At 65.0% G+C, this 16,063-nt stretch carries 16 protein-coding genes; 8 read left to right on the top strand and 8 right to left on the bottom strand.

From position 1 onward, the window contains the following. Window positions 1-17: 17 nt before the first annotated feature. From ispE to DN388_RS06895, 3 genes are read right to left on the bottom strand one after another with little or no spacing between them, the layout of a single operon-like run. Entirely contained in the window at window positions 18-866 is an 849-nt protein-coding gene (gene ispE, locus DN388_RS06905; protein ID WP_254998175.1) for a 4-(cytidine 5'-diphospho)-2-C-methyl-D-erythritol kinase, read from the bottom strand. Continuing rightward, window positions 866-1,483, bottom strand: a complete 618-nt coding sequence (lolB, locus tag DN388_RS06900) for a lipoprotein insertase outer membrane protein LolB (RefSeq protein WP_043864329.1) — start codon at window positions 1,481-1,483, stop codon at window positions 866-868. Before lolB ends, ispE begins: the two co-directional genes overlap by 1 nt. Window positions 1,484-1,487: 4 nt before the next feature. Beyond that, complete coding sequence (locus tag DN388_RS06895; RefSeq protein WP_054916245.1) at window positions 1,488-3,218, bottom strand: tetratricopeptide repeat protein; 1,731 nt, start codon at window positions 3,216-3,218, stop codon at window positions 1,488-1,490. Window positions 3,219-3,395: 177 nt separating this feature from the next. Between DN388_RS06895 and hemA the strand changes: the two genes are divergently transcribed. The 6 genes from hemA (at window position 3,396) to DN388_RS06865 (ending at window position 8,749) form a co-directional block, all read left to right on the top strand. Then, window positions 3,396-4,673 (top strand): glutamyl-tRNA reductase, encoded by a 1,278-nt coding sequence (gene hemA / locus DN388_RS06890; protein WP_043864331.1) that lies wholly within the window; start codon window positions 3,396-3,398, stop codon window positions 4,671-4,673. Continuing rightward, entirely contained in the window at window positions 4,670-5,752 is a 1,083-nt protein-coding gene (prfA, locus tag DN388_RS06885) for a peptide chain release factor 1 (protein WP_054916244.1), read from the top strand. Before hemA ends, prfA begins: the two co-directional genes overlap by 4 nt. Next, window positions 5,753-6,583, top strand: a complete 831-nt coding sequence (prmC, locus tag DN388_RS06880) for a peptide chain release factor N(5)-glutamine methyltransferase (RefSeq protein ID WP_254997931.1) — start codon at window positions 5,753-5,755, stop codon at window positions 6,581-6,583. Continuing rightward, window positions 6,577-7,332 (top strand): molybdopterin-synthase adenylyltransferase MoeB, encoded by a 756-nt coding sequence (locus DN388_RS06875; protein WP_078481516.1) that lies wholly within the window; start codon window positions 6,577-6,579, stop codon window positions 7,330-7,332. Before prmC ends, DN388_RS06875 begins: the two co-directional genes overlap by 7 nt. After that, window positions 7,325-8,116 carry a glutamate racemase gene (gene murI / locus DN388_RS06870; protein ID WP_043864474.1) on the top strand — a complete coding sequence of 264 codons (792 nt, stop codon included), beginning with the start codon at window positions 7,325-7,327 and terminating at the stop codon, window positions 8,114-8,116. Before DN388_RS06875 ends, murI begins: the two co-directional genes overlap by 8 nt. Before the next feature lie 114 nt (window positions 8,117-8,230). Beyond that, window positions 8,231-8,749 carry an acyloxyacyl hydrolase gene (locus tag DN388_RS06865; protein ID WP_043864335.1) on the top strand — a complete coding sequence of 173 codons (519 nt, stop codon included), beginning with the start codon at window positions 8,231-8,233 and terminating at the stop codon, window positions 8,747-8,749. A 57-nt stretch (window positions 8,750-8,806) separates the two neighbouring features. Here DN388_RS06865 and DN388_RS06860 read toward each other — a convergent pair whose 3' ends face one another. The 5 genes from DN388_RS06860 to DN388_RS06840 all read right to left on the bottom strand — a co-directional run bounded on the left by DN388_RS06860 (window position 8,807) and on the right by DN388_RS06840 (window position 13,910). Further along, window positions 8,807-9,508: an SDR family oxidoreductase gene (locus DN388_RS06860; RefSeq protein ID WP_160296671.1), complete on the bottom strand. Its 702-nt coding sequence runs from the start codon at window positions 9,506-9,508 to the stop codon at window positions 8,807-8,809. 10 nt (window positions 9,509-9,518) lie between these two features. After that, the gene (gene phrB, locus DN388_RS06855; RefSeq protein ID WP_123752285.1) at window positions 9,519-10,946 is read right to left on the bottom strand and encodes a deoxyribodipyrimidine photo-lyase; all 1,428 of its coding nucleotides are present in this window, start codon (window positions 10,944-10,946) and stop codon (window positions 9,519-9,521) included. 28 nt (window positions 10,947-10,974) lie between these two features. Further along, a complete protein-coding gene (locus DN388_RS06850) occupies window positions 10,975-11,865 on the bottom strand; it encodes a MerR family transcriptional regulator (RefSeq protein WP_254997913.1) in 891 nt (296 codons plus the stop codon). Further along, window positions 11,855-12,811 (bottom strand): DUF523 and DUF1722 domain-containing protein, encoded by a 957-nt coding sequence (locus tag DN388_RS06845; protein ID WP_054916238.1) that lies wholly within the window; start codon window positions 12,809-12,811, stop codon window positions 11,855-11,857. Before DN388_RS06845 ends, DN388_RS06850 begins: the two co-directional genes overlap by 11 nt. A 112-nt stretch (window positions 12,812-12,923) precedes the next feature. Beyond that, entirely contained in the window at window positions 12,924-13,910 is a 987-nt protein-coding gene (locus DN388_RS06840) for an NAD(P)/FAD-dependent oxidoreductase (protein WP_043864339.1), read from the bottom strand. 185 nt (window positions 13,911-14,095) lie between these two features. Between DN388_RS06840 and DN388_RS06835 the strand changes: the two genes are divergently transcribed. Next, the gene (locus DN388_RS06835) at window positions 14,096-14,998 is read left to right on the top strand and encodes a TIGR01777 family oxidoreductase (protein WP_043864340.1); all 903 of its coding nucleotides are present in this window, start codon (window positions 14,096-14,098) and stop codon (window positions 14,996-14,998) included. A gap of 12 nt (window positions 14,999-15,010) precedes the next feature. Further along, on the top strand, window positions 15,011-16,027 hold the full coding sequence (gene hemH, locus DN388_RS06830; protein ID WP_043864341.1) for a ferrochelatase: 1,017 nt from the start codon (window positions 15,011-15,013) through the stop codon (window positions 16,025-16,027). Window positions 16,028-16,063 lie beyond the last annotated feature (36 nt).

Raw genomic sequence — 16,063 nt, 5'->3', positions numbered from 1 at the left:
TACCTGATACTCGATTCCTAGAGCAGACCTTGCAGCGTGCGATGCAACATTGAGATGTTGCTTCCTTTAGCCACAAACCCTGTTTGGGTCTCTGTAAGAAGGGCCAAAACTTTATCAGCTTCAGCTTTGCTTGGGAAGGCCCCAAACACACAACTTCCAGTTCCGGTTAGCCTAGCATCCGTGAATTTACCTAGTAAATTCAGTGAGTTACGTACTTCCGGGTAACTCTGCTCTACTACCGGTTGGCAGTCATTACGACTGTTTCCCTTGGGAACGGGGCGCATCTTAATGGGCGGTGAATTACGTGTCAACAACGGATGCGAAAAAATTTCTGCTGTACTTACAAATACTTGCGGTACCAGCACGACGTACCAGGGTTCCTCGGGGTCGACGGGGGTGAGCTTCTCGCCCACGCCTTCGGCAAACGCCGCGTGCCCGCGCACGAAAACCGGCACGTCGGCGCCCAGTGTCAGGCCCAGCTCGGCCAGCTGGTCTTCGCTGCAGCCAAGCTGCCAGAGGTGGTTGAGACCGAGCAGGGTGGTGGCGGCATCCGAACTGCCACCGCCGATGCCTCCGCCCATGGGCAGTACCTTCTTCAGGTAGATGTCCACGCCCAGGGGGCAGCCGGTCAGTTGCTGCAGCTTGCGCGCCGCGCGCACGATCAGGTTGCTCTCGTGGGGCACATCCTTGAGGTGGCTGTGCAGGATGACCTGGCCGTCGTCGCGCAGGTCGAAACTCAGTTCGTCGGCATGGTCCAGAAACTGGAACAGCGTCTGCAGCTCGTGGTAGCCGTCGTCGCGGCGGCCGAGAATGTGCAGCATCAGGTTGAGCTTGGCCGGGGCCGGCAGGGTCAATCGGCTCATCATCAATGCCCCAGCTGGCGCGGTTGCCATTCCTTGACCACCACGGTCACGTCGAGGTCCTGGCCGTGCAGCTTGAGGCGCTCGGGCAGCCAGTAGCCGTTCTGTTCGGTGTAGCTCAGGTACTCGACGCTCCAGCCGTCCTGCTTGAGGCTGGCCAGGCGGCTGTCGCCGTCCAGGGTCAGCTGGCTCTTGCTGTCGGGGGCGGGCAGGCCGCGTACCCACCACACCAGGTGCGATACCGGCAGTTCCCAGCCCAGTTGCTCGGCCAGCAGGCTTTCCGGGCTTTGTGCCTCGAAACGGCCCTGGTTGGCCACTTCCAGCACCACCTGGCCCGGACGGCCGGTAAGCCGTGCGGCGCCGCGACCCAGCGGGCCGGACAGGCGAATGTCGTAGTAGTCCTGGCGTTGCAGCCAGAAGAGGGTGCCACTGCCGGAGTCTTTCGGTGCGCGGATGCCCACCTTGCCGTTGATCTGCCAGCCGTCGAGGGTGCTCAACTGCTGTTTGTGTTCACGCCACAGTTGCGCGTTGCCCTGGCCCTGCACGGCCTCGCGGGAGCCGAAGCTGGAACAGCCGGCAAGCACGGCGATCAGGCTGAAGGTGATGAAATGGCGCAGTAACATAAGCTTATAGAGTCTCGGATCCGGTCAGGCGCAAGACGGTCTTGCGCAGAATAGGGCTGTCGGGCTGGCCTTCGAAGGCCTTGGCCCAAACCTGGCGGGCTTCACGACGCTTGCCGTTGGCCCACAGCACTTCGCCCAGGTGCGCCGCGACCTCGTGGTCGGGGAAGCGCTCCAGGGCCTGGCGCAGCAGGCGCTCGGCCTCGTCCAGGTTGCCCATGCGGTAGTTGACCCAGCCCAGGCTGTCGAGCACGGCCGGGTCTTCGGGGTTGATCTGCAGGGCTTTCTCGATCAGGCCCTTGGCTTCGGCATAGCGGGTGGTACGGTCGGCCAGGGTGTAGCCCAGCGCATTGAGCGCCATGGCGTTTTCCGGTTCGCGTTGCAGGATGCTGCGCAGGTCCCTTTCCATCTGGGCCAGGTCGTCGCGCTTCTCGGCGAGCATGGCACGGCTGTACAGCAGGCTCAGGTCGTCCGGGTACTGCCGGATCGCTGCCTGCAACACCTGCATGGCCTGGGCGTCCTTGTCATTGTTGCCAAGGGTTTCGGCCTCGATCAGGTACAGCTGGATCGCGTAGTCCGGCTGCGCCTCGCGGGCTTCGGCAAGGCGCCGGCTGGCCTCGTCGGTGCGCCCGTTGGCAATCAGGATGTCGGCCTGGCGCAGTTGCGCGGGCAGGTAGTCGTTGCCAGGGCCGACCAGGGCGTACTCGGTCAGGGCCGCTTCCGAATCGTTGCGCTCTTCGAAGATGCGTCCCAGGTTCAGGTGCGCCGCATCCACGTGGCTGTCGCGCTCGATCAGTTCCTGCAGGTAGCTGGTGGCTTCGTCGAGCGCCTTGGCCTCGATGCTCACCAGCGCCAGCGAATAGCGCAGTTCGTCGTCTTCGGGGTATTGCTGCAGCAGGTTGGCGAACTCGACCTTGGCGTCGTCGATGCGGTCCTGCTCCACCAGGGTGCGTGCGTAAGTCAGGCGCAGGCGCTTGTCGTCGGGGTTGCGGGCGATGGCCTTGCGCAGCAGCGGCAGGGCTTCGGGGCCACGGTCGAGCGATTGCAGCAGGCGCGCACGCAACAGGATCGGGGCAATTTCACCGTCGGCCGGCGGGTGGGCTTCGAGCAGCGCCAGGGCGGCCTCGGACTTGCCGTCCTGCTGTAGCAGCAGGGCCTTGCCGAACACCAGCTGGCTGTTGTCGGGGTACTTTACCAGCAGGCGGTCGAAACTTTTCTGCAGGCCGTCGCGGGTGTCCTGGTCGGTTTCGGCCGCCGACAGCGCGAGAAAGTCGAAATGCGTGTCGCCCTGACCCTGCAGCACCTTCTCCATGAACACCATCGAATCGTCATAGCGTCCGCTGCGCGCCAGCTGGATGGCGGCGGCGCGTTGTGCGTCGAGGTTCTCGGGGTCGTTCCTGGCCCATATCAGTGCGGTATCGAGGGCGGCCTGATCGGCGCCCAGGTACTCGGCAATGCGAAATGCCCGCTCGGAAATGCCCGCGTCCTGGGTCTTGATCGCCTGGGTGACGTAGTTGTCCAGGGCGATATCGAAGCGGTTGCGCTGCCCGGCGAGCTCGGCGGTCAACAGGCTGTACACCGTGTCCTGGGTGAACGAGCCGTACACCGTGGGCTTCTTGGCCTCGGCGACCGTGGCCGCATCGTCGGCAGGCGCCGTGGCGTCCCGGGCGCCCGGGGTCAGCGTCTGGCAACCCTGGAGCAAGGCAAAGGCGAGGAATAACGCGGAAGATCTATTCATAGGGAGGATTTGGGCGGCTTACCTGCGGTCGGATCATCATGACACAAGGATCATGGCAAACCCATCGTCGATGGGGCTTTTGGATACAGACTATAAGAGACAATAACGAGCGGTGGTTGTTCTCTATCCGGCGAAGTAGGACAATTATCGGCTTCTCGTCACAATCAGCGACCTTGAATGGCCTTTCTTGCCCTCGGTATCAACCATAAGACTGCCTCGGTAGACGTACGCGAGCGCGTGGCGTTTACGCCCGAGCAGCTGGTCGAAGCCTTGCAGCAGCTGTGTCGACTGACCGCCAGCCGCGAAGCTGCGATCCTTTCGACCTGCAATCGCAGCGAACTGTACATCGAACAGGATCACCTGGCGGCGGACAGCGTACTGCGCTGGCTGGCCGATTATCACAAGCTGAGCCTGGATGAACTGCGCGCCTGCGCCTATATCCATGAAGATGATGGCGCCGTGCGGCACATGATGCGGGTGGCCTCCGGGCTCGACTCGCTGGTGCTGGGCGAGCCGCAGATCCTCGGCCAGATGAAATCGGCCTATGCCGTGGCGCGCGAGGCCGGCACCATCGGCCCGCTGCTGGGGCGCCTGTTCCAGGCGACCTTCAGCGCCGCCAAGCAGGTGCGTACCGATACCGCCATCGGTGAAAACCCGGTGTCGGTGGCATTTGCCGCCGTGAGCCTGGCCAAGCAGATCTTCAGCGACCTGGGCCGCAGCCAGGCCCTGCTGATCGGTGCCGGCGAAACCATCACGCTGGTGGCGCGACACCTGCACGAGCAGGGCGTGCGCCGCATCGTGGTGGCCAACCGCACGCTGGAGCGCGCCAGCACCCTGGCCGAGCAGTTCGGTGCCCATGCGGTGCTGCTGTCGGACATCCCGCAGGAGCTGGTCAACAGCGATATCGTGATCAGTTCCACCGCCAGCCAGTTGCCGATCCTGGGCAAGGGCGCGGTCGAGAGTGCGCTCAAGCAGCGTCGGCACAAGCCGATCTTCATGGTCGACATCGCCGTGCCCCGCGACATCGAGGCGCAGGTGGGCGAGCTGGACGACGTGTACCTGTACACCGTCGACGACCTGCACGATGTGGTGGCCGAAAACCTCAAGAGCCGCCAGGGCGCCGCCCAGGCCGCCGAAGAGCTGGTCACCGTGGGCGCCGAGGACTTCATGCTGCGCCTGCGCGAGCTGGCTGCGGTGGATGTGCTCAAGGCCTACCGCCAGCAGAGCGAGCGCCTGCGCGACGAAGAGCTGCAAAAGGCCCAGCGCCTGCTGGCCAACGGCAGCAACGCCGAAGAGGTGCTGGCGCAGCTGGCCCGCGGGCTGACCAACAAGTTGCTGCACGCGCCGAGCGTGCAACTGAAAAAGCTGTCTGCCGAAGGCCGCCTCGATGCGCTGGCCATGGCCCAGGAACTCTTTGCCCTCAACGAGGGCTCCACGGATAAAACCCCGCAATGAAAGCGTCGCTGCTGAATAAACTGGACACGCTCCAGGACCGTTTCGAGGAATTGACCGCCCTGCTGGGTGACGCCGAAGTGATTTCGGACCAGACGCGCTTTCGTGCCTACTCGCGCGAATATGCCGAGGTCGAGCCCGTGGCACAGACCTACGCGCAGTGGCGCAAGGTGCAGGCTGACCTGGAGGGCGCCCAGGCCTTGCTCAAGGACAGCGACCCGGACCTGCGCGAAATGGCGGTCGAGGAAGTGCGCGAGGCCAAGGAGCAACTGGCCGCTATCGAAGGGCAACTGCAACGCATGCTGCTGCCCAAGGACCCCAACGACGGGCGCAACGTGTTCCTCGAGATCCGTGCCGGCACGGGTGGCGACGAGGCGGCGATCTTCTCCGGCGACCTGTTCCGCATGTACTCGCGTTATGCCGAGCGTCGCGGCTGGCGCCTGGAAATCCTCTCCGAGAACGAGGGCGAGCACGGCGGCTACAAGGAAATCATCGCCCGCGTCGAGGGCGACAGCGTGTACGGCAAGCTCAAGTTCGAGTCTGGCGCACACCGCGTGCAGCGGGTGCCGGAAACCGAGTCCCAGGGCCGCATCCACACCTCCGCGTGCACCGTGGCGGTGCTGCCCGAGCCCGACGAGCAGGTGGCCATCGAGATCAACCCGGCCGACCTGCGGGTGGACACCTACCGCTCCTCCGGCGCGGGCGGCCAGCACGTGAACAAGACCGACTCGGCCATCCGCATCACCCACTTGCCCACCGGCATCGTGGTCGAATGCCAGGAAGAGCGCTCGCAGCACAAGAACCGCGCCCGTGCGATGTCCTGGCTGTCGGCCAGGCTCAACGACATGCAGACCAGTGCCGCGCAGAACGCGATCGCCAGCGAGCGCAAGCTGCTGGTGGGCTCGGGTGACCGCTCCGAGCGTATCCGTACCTACAACTATCCACAGGGCCGGGTGACCGATCACCGCATCAACCTGACCCTGTATTCGCTGGATGAAGTACTGGCGGGCGGCGTCGATGCGATCATCGAGCCGCTGCTGTCCGAATACCAGGCCGATCAACTGGCCGCACTGGGTGAGTAAATGACCATCATTGCCAGCCTGCTGCGCGGGGCGCAGCTACCCGACTCGCCCACCGCGCGCCTGGATATCGAGCTGCTGCTGGCTGCGGCCATCGGCAAATCGCGCAGCTACCTGCACACCTGGCCCGAGCGCATCGTCAGCAGCGAAGCGGCCGCGACCTTCGCCACCTACCTGCAGCGGCGCAGCCAAGGCGAGCCGGTGGCCTATATCCTCGGCCAGCAGGGCTTCTGGAAGCTTGACCTGGAAGTGGCCCCGCACACGCTGATCCCGCGGCCGGACACCGAGCTGCTGGTGGAGGTCGCCCTTGAGCTGCTACCGGCAACGCCATTGCAGGTGCTCGACCTGGGCACCGGCAGCGGCGCCATCGCCCTGGCCCTGGCCAGCGAGCGCGGCGGCTGGCAGGTGACGGCCGTCGACCGGGTGCCAGAAGCCGTGGCCCTGGCCGAGCGCAACCGCCAGCGTTTGCAGCTGGACAACGCCAAGGTGCTTGCCAGCCACTGGTTCGACGCCCTGCCAGGGCAGCGCTTTGCGCTGATCGTCAGCAATCCGCCCTACATCGCCGAGCAGGACCCGCACCTGGCGGCCGGCGACTTGCGCTTCGAGCCCAGCAGTGCGCTGGTGGCCGGCAGCGACGGGCTCGACGACCTGCGCCAGATCATCACACAGGCCCCGCAGCACCTGCTGCCCGGCGGCTGGCTGCTGCTGGAACATGGCTATGACCAGGCTGCAGCGGTGCGCGAACTGCTGGCGCGACACGGGTTCGAGCAGATCCAGAGCCGCACCGACCTTGGCGGCCATGAGCGCATCAGCCTCGGGCGCCTGGCATGCTGAACGACGAGGAGCTGTTGCGCTACAGCCGGCAGATCCTGTTGGCCCAGGTGGATATCGACGGGCAGTTGCGTCTCAAGGGCAGCCGGGCACTGATCGTCGGCCTGGGCGGCCTGGGTTCGCCGGTGGCGCTGTACCTGGCGGCGGCCGGTGTCGGCGAGCTGCACCTGGCCGACTTCGACACGGTCGACCTGACCAACCTGCAACGCCAGGTGATGCACGACACGGCCGCCGTGGGCCTGAGCAAGGTCGATTCGGCCATGGCCCGGCTGCAGGCGATCAACCCGCAGGTCGCCCTGGTTGCCCATCGCCAGGCCCTGGATGAAGATTCCCTGGCCCAGGCGGTGGGGGCGGTCGACCTGGTACTGGACTGCTGTGACAACTTTGCCACCCGCGAGGCGGTGAACGCAGCCTGCGTCGCGGCCGGCAAGCCGCTGGTCAGCGGTGCGGCCATTCGCCTGGAAGGCCAGCTGTCGGTGTTCGACCCGCGCAACCCGCTCAGCCCCTGCTACCACTGCCTGTACGGGCATGGCAGCGAAGCCGAGCTGACCTGCAGCGAAGCCGGTGTGCTCGGCCCGCTGGTAGGCCTGGTGGGCAGCCTGCAGGCGCTGGAGGCCTTGAAGCTGCTGGCCGGGTTTGGCGAGCCGCTGGTGGGTCGCCTGCTGCTCGTCGATGCCCTGGGAACGCGGTTTCGCGAGCTGCGGGTCAAGCGCGACCCGGCCTGCAGCGTGTGTGGCGCCGGCCATGCGTGAAGCGCCGGTCGGGGTGTTCGATTCCGGCGTGGGCGGGCTGTCGGTGCTGGCGGAAATCAGCCGCCTGCTGCCCGACGAGTCGCTGCTGTATGTGGCGGACTGTGGGCATATTCCCTATGGCGAGAAGTCGCCCGAGTTCATCCGCCAGCGCTGCCGCCTGGTAGCCGAATTCTTTCAGCAGCAGGGCGCCAAGGCCATGGTGCTGGCCTGCAACACCGCCACCGTGGCGGCGGTGGCCGATCTGCGCGAGCGCTACCCGCACTGGCCGCTGGTGGGCATGGAGCCGGCGGTAAAGCCGGCGGCAGCGGCCACCCGCAGTGGCGTGGTAGGGGTGCTGGCAACCACCGGCACCCTGCAGAGCGCCAAGTTCGCCGCGTTGCTGGATCGCTTTGCCAGCGACGTTCGTGTAGTTACCCAGCCGTGCCCGGGGCTGGTGGAACTGATCGAGGCGGGCGACCTGGACAGCCCCGCGCTGCGCCAGTTGCTGCAGGGCTATGTCGAGCCGCTGCTGGCCGCCGGCTGCGACACCCTGATCCTGGGCTGCACCCATTACCCCTTCCTGAAACCGCTGCTGGCGCACATGGTGCCGCCGGCCGTGGCCATCATCGATACCGGCGCTGCCGTGGCCCGGCAACTCCAGCGTTTGCTGGGTGAACGGGACCTGCTGGCCCACGGCCCGGCGCAGCCTGCACAGTTCTGGACCAGCGGCAGTCCGGCACATTTAGTAAAGATTCTGCCGATGTTGTGGAATAAATCTGACAGTGTGCGAAGCTTCGACTTGTAAAAAAACTGTGAAAAATGCATTTTTTTCCTGAACTATCGTACTACTGCCGATTTCTATTCAATCGTCTGATGAGACACAAAACCACAACAGCATTTAGGAAAAGGGACGTTTCTCATGAAGAAACTGCTTTGCTTGGCTGCGATTGCAGCCGTTACCCTGGGGCACTCTTTCACCGCAAACGCCGCTGACGCCTCGTTTTCCGTAGGGCAGACCGGTGACTCGACCATGGTCTATCGCCTTGGGCTGCAGTCCAACTGGGACGCCAGCTGGTGGCAGACCAGCGTCGGCCGCGTGACCGGCTACTGGGACGGTGCCTACACCTACTGGGACGGCGACAAGACTTCCAGCAACCACAGCCTCTCGTTCGCGCCCGTGTTCGTCTACGAGTTCGCCGGTGAGTCGGTCAAACCCTACATCGAGGCGGGTATCGGTGTAGCGGCCTTCTCCAGCACCAAGCTTGAAACCAACAAGCTCGGCTCGTCGTTCCAGTTCGAAGACCGCATCGGGTTCGGCTTGCGCTTCGCGGGCGGACACGAGGTAGGCGTGCGCGCCATCCACTATTCGAACGCGGGCCTGCAAAGCCCCAACGATGGCGTGGAAAGCTATTCGCTGCACTACCGCATGCCGCTCTGACGGTCGGCCGGTACCCTGCACCACGAAAAAGGCCCTGACTTGCGTCAGGGCCTTTTTTCATTTTGGCAGCGGCCACAGCTCATTGACCGCCAGCGCCTGCAGGGTCAACTGCTGCGGGCGTTCGCCCAGGCGTTGCAGGATGGCGCTGGCAGCCGAACTGGCGTCCCACTCATCCGGGATGGCAGTGGGTGTGTTCATGGCCTGTGCAGGTGTCTGAGGGGCCACGATGGTCAGGTCGATGCCGTGTGCGACCAGCAGGGGGCGGGCGTCTTCGAACAGTGACGCGATGCTGTTGGCAGGGCGCCGCGGCTGGCCGGGCTCGCCCAGCTGCAGGGCAGAGTACGCACTGAGAATCCCCACCACCTGCGGGGCGCGCCCCTTGTCCAGAAGGGGGAGCGCGCCTTCGAGGCAGTGCGAGGCGGCGGCCAGGTTGCTTCGCACCACGTCCTGCAGCAGTGTCTGGGTAATCGGCAACGGCAGGTAGTCGCAGGTGCCGGCGTTGACGATCAGGCCGTCGATGGCCTGCCATTGCTCGGTCAGGGTGGCGCAGGCGCGCCTGGCCTGCGGCAACTGGTGCAGGTCGCCGGCAAGCACAAGGACCCTACCGGGATAGTCGGTCTCAAGGGGGTGTGCATCGTCGCGATTGCGAACACTGAGCGCCACCTTGCAGCCCTGTTCAAGCAGCGCCTCTGCCAAGGCATGCCCAAGTCCGTTGCTGGCACCGGTAATCCAGATGCGCCGAGGTCGATCACTGCTCAAGATCCTTTCCTCAATCGTTGCGTTTAGGTAAGTGTTTGAACGCATCCAGTGCGCGTTGGCGACTAGAACTTAAGTCTACAATTGCATGAGGATAGACATCTATTGCAAACAAATCGTTCTGGACATTGGGTAAATGGACGGCCTTGTGGTCCAGGTTGCCGCGTTCAGGCAGCCAGTGCTTCAGAAATCGCCCTGCAGGGTCGAAGCGTTGCGACTGGCTCACCGGATTGAAGATCCGAAAGTAGGGCACGGCGTCGGTACCGGTCGAGGCGCTCCACTGCCAGCCGCCGTTGTTGGCGGCCAGGTCGCCGTCGATCAGGTGGCGCATGAAGAAGCGTTCGCCTTCACGCCAGTCGATCAGTAGGTTCTTGGTCAGAAACATGGCCGTGACCATGCGCAGGCGATTGTGCATCCAGCCTGTGGCGAGCAACTGGCGCATGGCCGCATCCACGATAGGGATGCCGGTGCAGCCCTGTTGCCAGGCCAGCAGGTCCTGTGGCGCGTTGCGCCAGGGCAGGGCTTCGGTATGTGACCTGAAGGCACGGTGGCGGGAAACCTGCGGGTAGCCCACCAGAATGTGCTTGTAGAACTCGCGCCACAGCAGTTCGTTGATCCAGGTGATGGCGCCGGCATTCCCGCTGTCGAATTCGCCGAAGTTGCAGGCCAAGGCGGCATGCAGGCACTGGCGGGGGGAGATCACCCCGGCGGCGAGGTAGGCCGACAGCTGGCTGGTGCCAGGCACGGCAGGAAGGTCGCGCTGTACCGGATAATCCTCGATGGCCTCGTCGACAAAGCGCGCCAGGCGGCGCGCGGCTTCATCCTCGCCTGCCGGCCACAGCGTGCGCAACGCGTCGGGCGGCGTCTCGAAGCCGGCCACCTGGGTGGGGACGGTGTCGCTGGCAATGGCCAGCCGGGCCTGGGCTGCCGGCGCCGATACCCGTGAGGGAAGCCCCAGGTGAAGGCGTTCGTAGCACACCTTGCGAAACTGGCTGAACACCTGGAAGTAACCGCCGCTGCGGGTCAGGATGCTGCCGGGCTTGAACAGCAACTGGTCCAGGTAGCTGTGCACCTGGATGTCGGCCTGGCGCAATGCCTGCTGCACGGCCTGATCGCGACGTTGTTCGTGTACCCCGTATTCCTCGTTCAGGTGCACGGCACTGACCGCATGTTGCCTGCACAGCGCGAGCAGCACCCGAGGCGCATCGGCCCACTGGTCGGCATGCACAATCAGCAGGGGGATGTTCAGGGCGTCCAGTGACTGGCGCAGGCTGTGCAGGTTGCGCAGCCAGAAGTCCACCTTGCACGGGGCGTCGTCGTGGGCGAGCCACTGCCCGGGGCTTACCAGCCACACCGCCAGGGTGGGGCCGCGCGAGCAGGCAGCGGCCAGCGCAGTGTTGTCGTGAACGCGCAAGTCGTTGCGCAGCCAGATCAGTTGCATACGAAATCCTGTGAATGTGGGGGAGACGTCAGGTGGCCAGCAGGCCCAGCAACAGGGCGGGCAGCGCCACCACAGAGGACGGCAGATGCACGTTGCCTGCCTGCAGGCCCGCCGCCTCGGCATGCTCCTTGTAGAGCGCGGCCATGCTGCCCAGCAGCAGGGTCGGCAGATCGATCGCATTGAGGCTGCGCTGCAGTTCACGCGGATCGAGCGCCGCGTTCAGGCACATCACCAACGCACAGGGTTTGAGCTGCTGCACGGCAAACGCCAACTCTCGAGGTGGCAGCGGCCAGTCGAATACCTCGACCGCGCAGCCGGCATCACTGAGCAGCCAGGCGCACAGCCACAGCTGCGGGTCGAATGGCAGGGCCGAGGCGTTGACCAGCAGGGCGGGCGGGGCGTTCAGCTGACGGTTGTTGTGATACACCCGCACGCCAAGTTTGCTGCGCAGCCAGGTATGGAAGAACACCTGCTCCATGCGGGCGGCAAAGTGCCCGTGCCAGCGGGTGTCGAGTTCTTGCAGCAACGGCAGCAACAGTTGCTCGCACAGGGTGGCGGCGGGGTAGAGGGCCATGGCCTGGTTGAACAGCTGGTCGAGTCGGCGTTCGGCCAGTTGCGCGATGCAGTCGACCAGTTGCAGGCGCAGGGTGTGCCAGTCGTCGTTGCCGGGTGCGGGTTGCATTGCTGGGGAGGTGTCGAGCAGCGGCTTGACCTGGCCCACCGCGATTCCGCGGTTGAGCCATTGCAGAATCTGCTGGATGCGCTGCACGTGTGCGGCGCTGTAGAGCCGGTGACCCTTGCCGGTGCGCTGCGGCACGATCAGCCCGTAGCGGCGCTCCCACGCGCGCAGGGTCACGGGGTTGACCCCGGTCAGGCGGGTGACTTCACGAATGGGCAGCAGGTCGTCTTCAGATGGCATTGCGCAGGCTCAGGTTTTCCGGGTGCGGTTGCAGATAGACCTGCTGCATGAGGTAGGGGTCGGGGTGGCGGCGCAGGTGGTGCTTGAGCAGGGTCAGCGGCACCACCAGCGGGACGATGCCGGCCTGGTACTGCTCGATCAGGGCGCGGATTTCCTGTTTGTCGCGGGGGTCGAGAAACCGGCGCAGGTAGCCGCTCAGGTGCATCAGCACGTTGCCGTGGGTGCCGCGACTGGCGCAGCGGCTCAGGGCGCTCATCAGCTGGCTGAAATACCGTGGGCCGATCTGGGTGGGGTCGTCCTGGCGCTGCATGCTGCCCAGCAACTTGCCGAGCACCTTGTACTGCTGGGGGTTGTGCGCCATCAACTGGTACTTGTAACGCGAGTGGAAGGCGATGAGGGCATGCCGACTGAGCCCGCCTGCCAGCAGTTGCTGCCAGTCGGCGTAGGCATACACGCGGGTGATGAAGTTTTCCCGCAGTACCGGATCGCACAGCCGGCCATCCTCTTCGACCGGCAGGTCGGGGCGCTGGGCGCAGAACCGTGCGGCATACAGGCCGCGACCGCCTTCGGTGGCCGGGTAGCCGTTGGCCTGGTACACCTTGACCCGTTCCAGGCCGCAGGATGGCGATTTCTGCATGAAGATGTAGCCGCAGATGTCGGTCAGTTGCCCGGCCATTTCTGCGCCGTAGGCATCCAGTGCCTGGCTGACGTCCAGGCTGGCATCGCGGCTGCCCACGGCCCTGGGGTTGGCCGGGTCACCGGTCAGGCGGATGGCCTGGCGAGGTGTGCCCAGGCCGATGGCAACCTCGGGGCAGATGCCGATGAAGTCGAAGTGCTCGGCCAGCACTTCATTGCACAGGCGCGAGGCCTTGTGCCCGCCGTTGTAGCGGACCTCTTCGCCGGTCAGGCATGCACTGATGGCAATCTTTGGTCTGGTGGCCGCCATGGTCGCTCTCGACTGAAATTTGTACAGAAACAAAATTATGTACAGCTTCGCTCATCATAGATAACGCGTTGTACAAGTCAAATGTTCTGTACAGCTTCAGCCGGTGCAGGGGTCATTCCAGGTGTTCGAGCAGGCGCCGCGCCGCTTCCTGGCCGCTGAGCCATGCGCCCTCGACGCGCCCCGACATGCACCAGTCGCCGCAGGCGTACAGGCCCAGGTCGGCATCGGCCAGCGCGCCCCATTCATGGCTGCTGCTCGGGCGGGCATACAACCAGCGATGGGCCAGGGTGAAGGTGGGGGCCGGCACGGCGCAGCCCACCAGTTCGGCGAAGTTGCCCAGCAGGTGCTCGATCACGGCCTCGCGCGACAGGTCGATGTGTTGCTTGCTCCAGCTGGCGGTGGCGTGCAGAACCCAGGTGTCGAGTTTTTCGTCACGCCCGGGCTTGCTGCGGTTGCGCGCCAGCCAGTCGAGGTCGCAGCCCTGCACGAAGCAGCCCTGCATGGGGGTGTCCAGGGGCGTATCGAAGCCCAGCGCAATGGCCCAGGTGGGCTCCATCTGCACGCTGGCGGCCATGCCGGCCAGCTTGGTGGTGGCGCTGAGCAGCTGCGTGGCCTGGGGCGCCGGCACCGCAATGATGACGCGACTGAACGGCCCGTGGCTGCCGCCCTCGGTGTCCTGCAGGTGCCAGTACTGCTTGCCGCGGAACACCTCGGCAATGCGGCAATTGAAGTTGACGGTGACATCCTTGAGCAGGCCGCGGGTGATGGCGCTCATGCGCGGTACACCCACCCAGCGGATCTGCTCATCCGGCGAGGGGGTCAGCTGACCTTCGCGGTAGTTGTACAGTTGCGGCTTCCATTCGGCCGCCCAGCCCTTGGCCTGCCAGGCCTGGACCTGTTCGACGAAACGTCGGTCGCGGGCCGTGAAGTACTGCGCGCCCAGGTCCAGGGCGCCGGCTTCGCTGCGTTTGCTGGCCATGCGTCCGCCACTGCCGTGGCCCTTGTCGAACAGGTGCACGGTGTGCCCGGCCTTCTGCAGGGCCTGGGCGGCGGACAGGCCGGCGATGCCGGCACCGATGATTGCGATAGGAACAGTCATGATGGCCTCTTCGAACCTTTTGGAAACAGCCTACGCTGCCCGACAAGCCTGTACAATATCTCCAGCTTGTATAAGATGATTCCGCTCGACGTTGCAGGTTGGCCTATGTTTATCCGAGAGCGTTCGGTCAAAAAAGTGCCTTGAACTTAAAAATAGACCAGCGCGCGCCATGTGAGGACACAGCCATGCATATATTGCTGACCGGTGGTACGGGCCTGATCGGCAGACACCTTTGCCGCTTCTGGCTGGACAAGGGTTACCGCCTGACGGTGTGGAGCCGGCGTCCGGCGCAGGTCGCTCAGGTGTGCGGGGCAGGGGTGCGCGGCATTGCCCGGCTCGACGAACTGGGCGAGGAGCCGGTGGACGCCGTGGTCAACCTGGCCGGTGCGCCGATTGCCGATCGCCCCTGGACGTCGCACCGACGCGCGCTGCTATGGGCTAGCCGTATTACCCTCACCGAGCAGTTGATTGCCTGGCTGCAAGGCCGGCAGCAGCGCCCTGCGGTGCTGATCTCGGGGTCGGCGGTGGGGTGGTATGGCGATGGTGGTGAGCGCGAGCTGACCGAGCTGTCGCAGCCGGTCAAGGAGGACTTTGCCAGCCAGCTGTGCATTGCCTGGGAAGAAACCGCGCTGCGCGCCGAGGCCCTGGGCATGCGGGTGGTGCTGGTGCGTACCGGGCTGGTGCTGGCGGCCGAGGGCGGCTTTTTGTCGCGCCTGCGCCTGCCGTTCAAGCTCGGGCTGGGCGGGCCGATTGGCAGTGGTCGCCAGTGGATGCCGTGGGTCCATCTGGACGACCAAATCGCCCTGATTGATTTTCTGTTGCAGCGCGAGGATGCCAGCGGTCCTTATAATGCCTGCGCGCCGGAGCCGGTGCGCAACCGCGAGTTTGCCCGACGCCTGGGGCGCGCGCTGCACCGCCCGGCGTTCATGCCGTTGCCGGCGCTGGTGCTGCGCGCCGGGCTCGGCGAACTGTCGGTATTGCTGCTGGGTGGCCAGCGGGCGCGCCCGGTGCGCTTGCTGGCGGCAGGCTTCACGTTCCGTTACAACGATGTGCAATCGGCGCTGGATGACTTGTCCGCGCGCCTCTGAAAAGGATGTTGCATGACCGATCATGCTCTGCTGCTGGTCAACCTGGGTTCACCGGCTTCCACTTCCGTCGCCGACGTGCGTCGTTACCTCAACCAGTTTCTGATGGACCCGTATGTGATCGACCTGCCGTGGCCGGTGCGTCGCCTGCTGGTCTCGCTGATCCTGATCAAGCGTCCGGAGCAGTCGGCCCACGCCTATGCTTCCATCTGGTGGGAGGAAGGCTCGCCGCTGGTGGTGCTGACCCGGCGCCTGCAGCAGGCCATGGGCGCGCACTGGGCCCACGGGCCTGTGGAAATCGCCATGCGCTATGGCGAGCCTTCGCTGTCCACGGTGTTGCAGCGTCTGGCCGGCCAGGGCGTCACCAAGGTGACCCTGGCGCCGTTGTACCCGCAGTTTGCCGACAGCACCGTGACCACCGTAATCGAGCAGGCCAAGGCCGTGGTGGCCGAGCACAAGCTGGCATTGCAGATGCCGGTGCTGCGTCCGTTCTATGACCAGCCGCTGTACATCGACGCGCTGGTGGCCAGTGCCAGGCCGTACCTGGAGCAGGGCTTCGATCACCTGCTGCTGAGCTTTCACGGTTTGCCCGAGCGGCACCTGAAGAAACTCGACCCTACCGGTTCGCATTGTTTCCAGAATGCCGACTGCTGTCGCAACGCTTCGCCCGAGGTGCTGGCGGTGTGTTATCGCGCGCAGTGCCTGCGTTCAGCACAGTTGTTCGCGCAGAAGATGGGCCTGGCCGAGGGCCAATGGTCGGTGTCGTTCCAGTCGCGGCTGGGCCGGGCCAAGTGGATCGAACCCTACACCGAGGCGCGCCTGGACGAGCTGGGCAAGGCAGGCGTCAAGAAGCTGCTGGTGATGTGCCCGGCGTTCGTGGCCGACTGCATCGAGACGCTGGAAGAAATCGGCGATCGCGGGCGCGAGCAGTTTGTCGAGGCGGGCGGGCAAGAGCTGGTGCTGGTGCCGTGCCTGAATGATCACCCGCAGTGGGTGGAGGCGCTTACGCAGTTGTGTGAGCAGGCGGGTTAGGTAGTGCAGCGTTCGCCGGCAAGGCCGGCTCCTACA

The sequence above is a fragment of the Pseudomonas sp. S12(2018) genome (assembly GCF_024355235.1).
Classification (GTDB): domain Bacteria; phylum Pseudomonadota; class Gammaproteobacteria; order Pseudomonadales; family Pseudomonadaceae; genus Aquipseudomonas; species Aquipseudomonas palmensis.
Note: the sequence above shows the minus strand (reverse complement) of the source record. Positions and strands in the feature narration are given on the sequence as shown.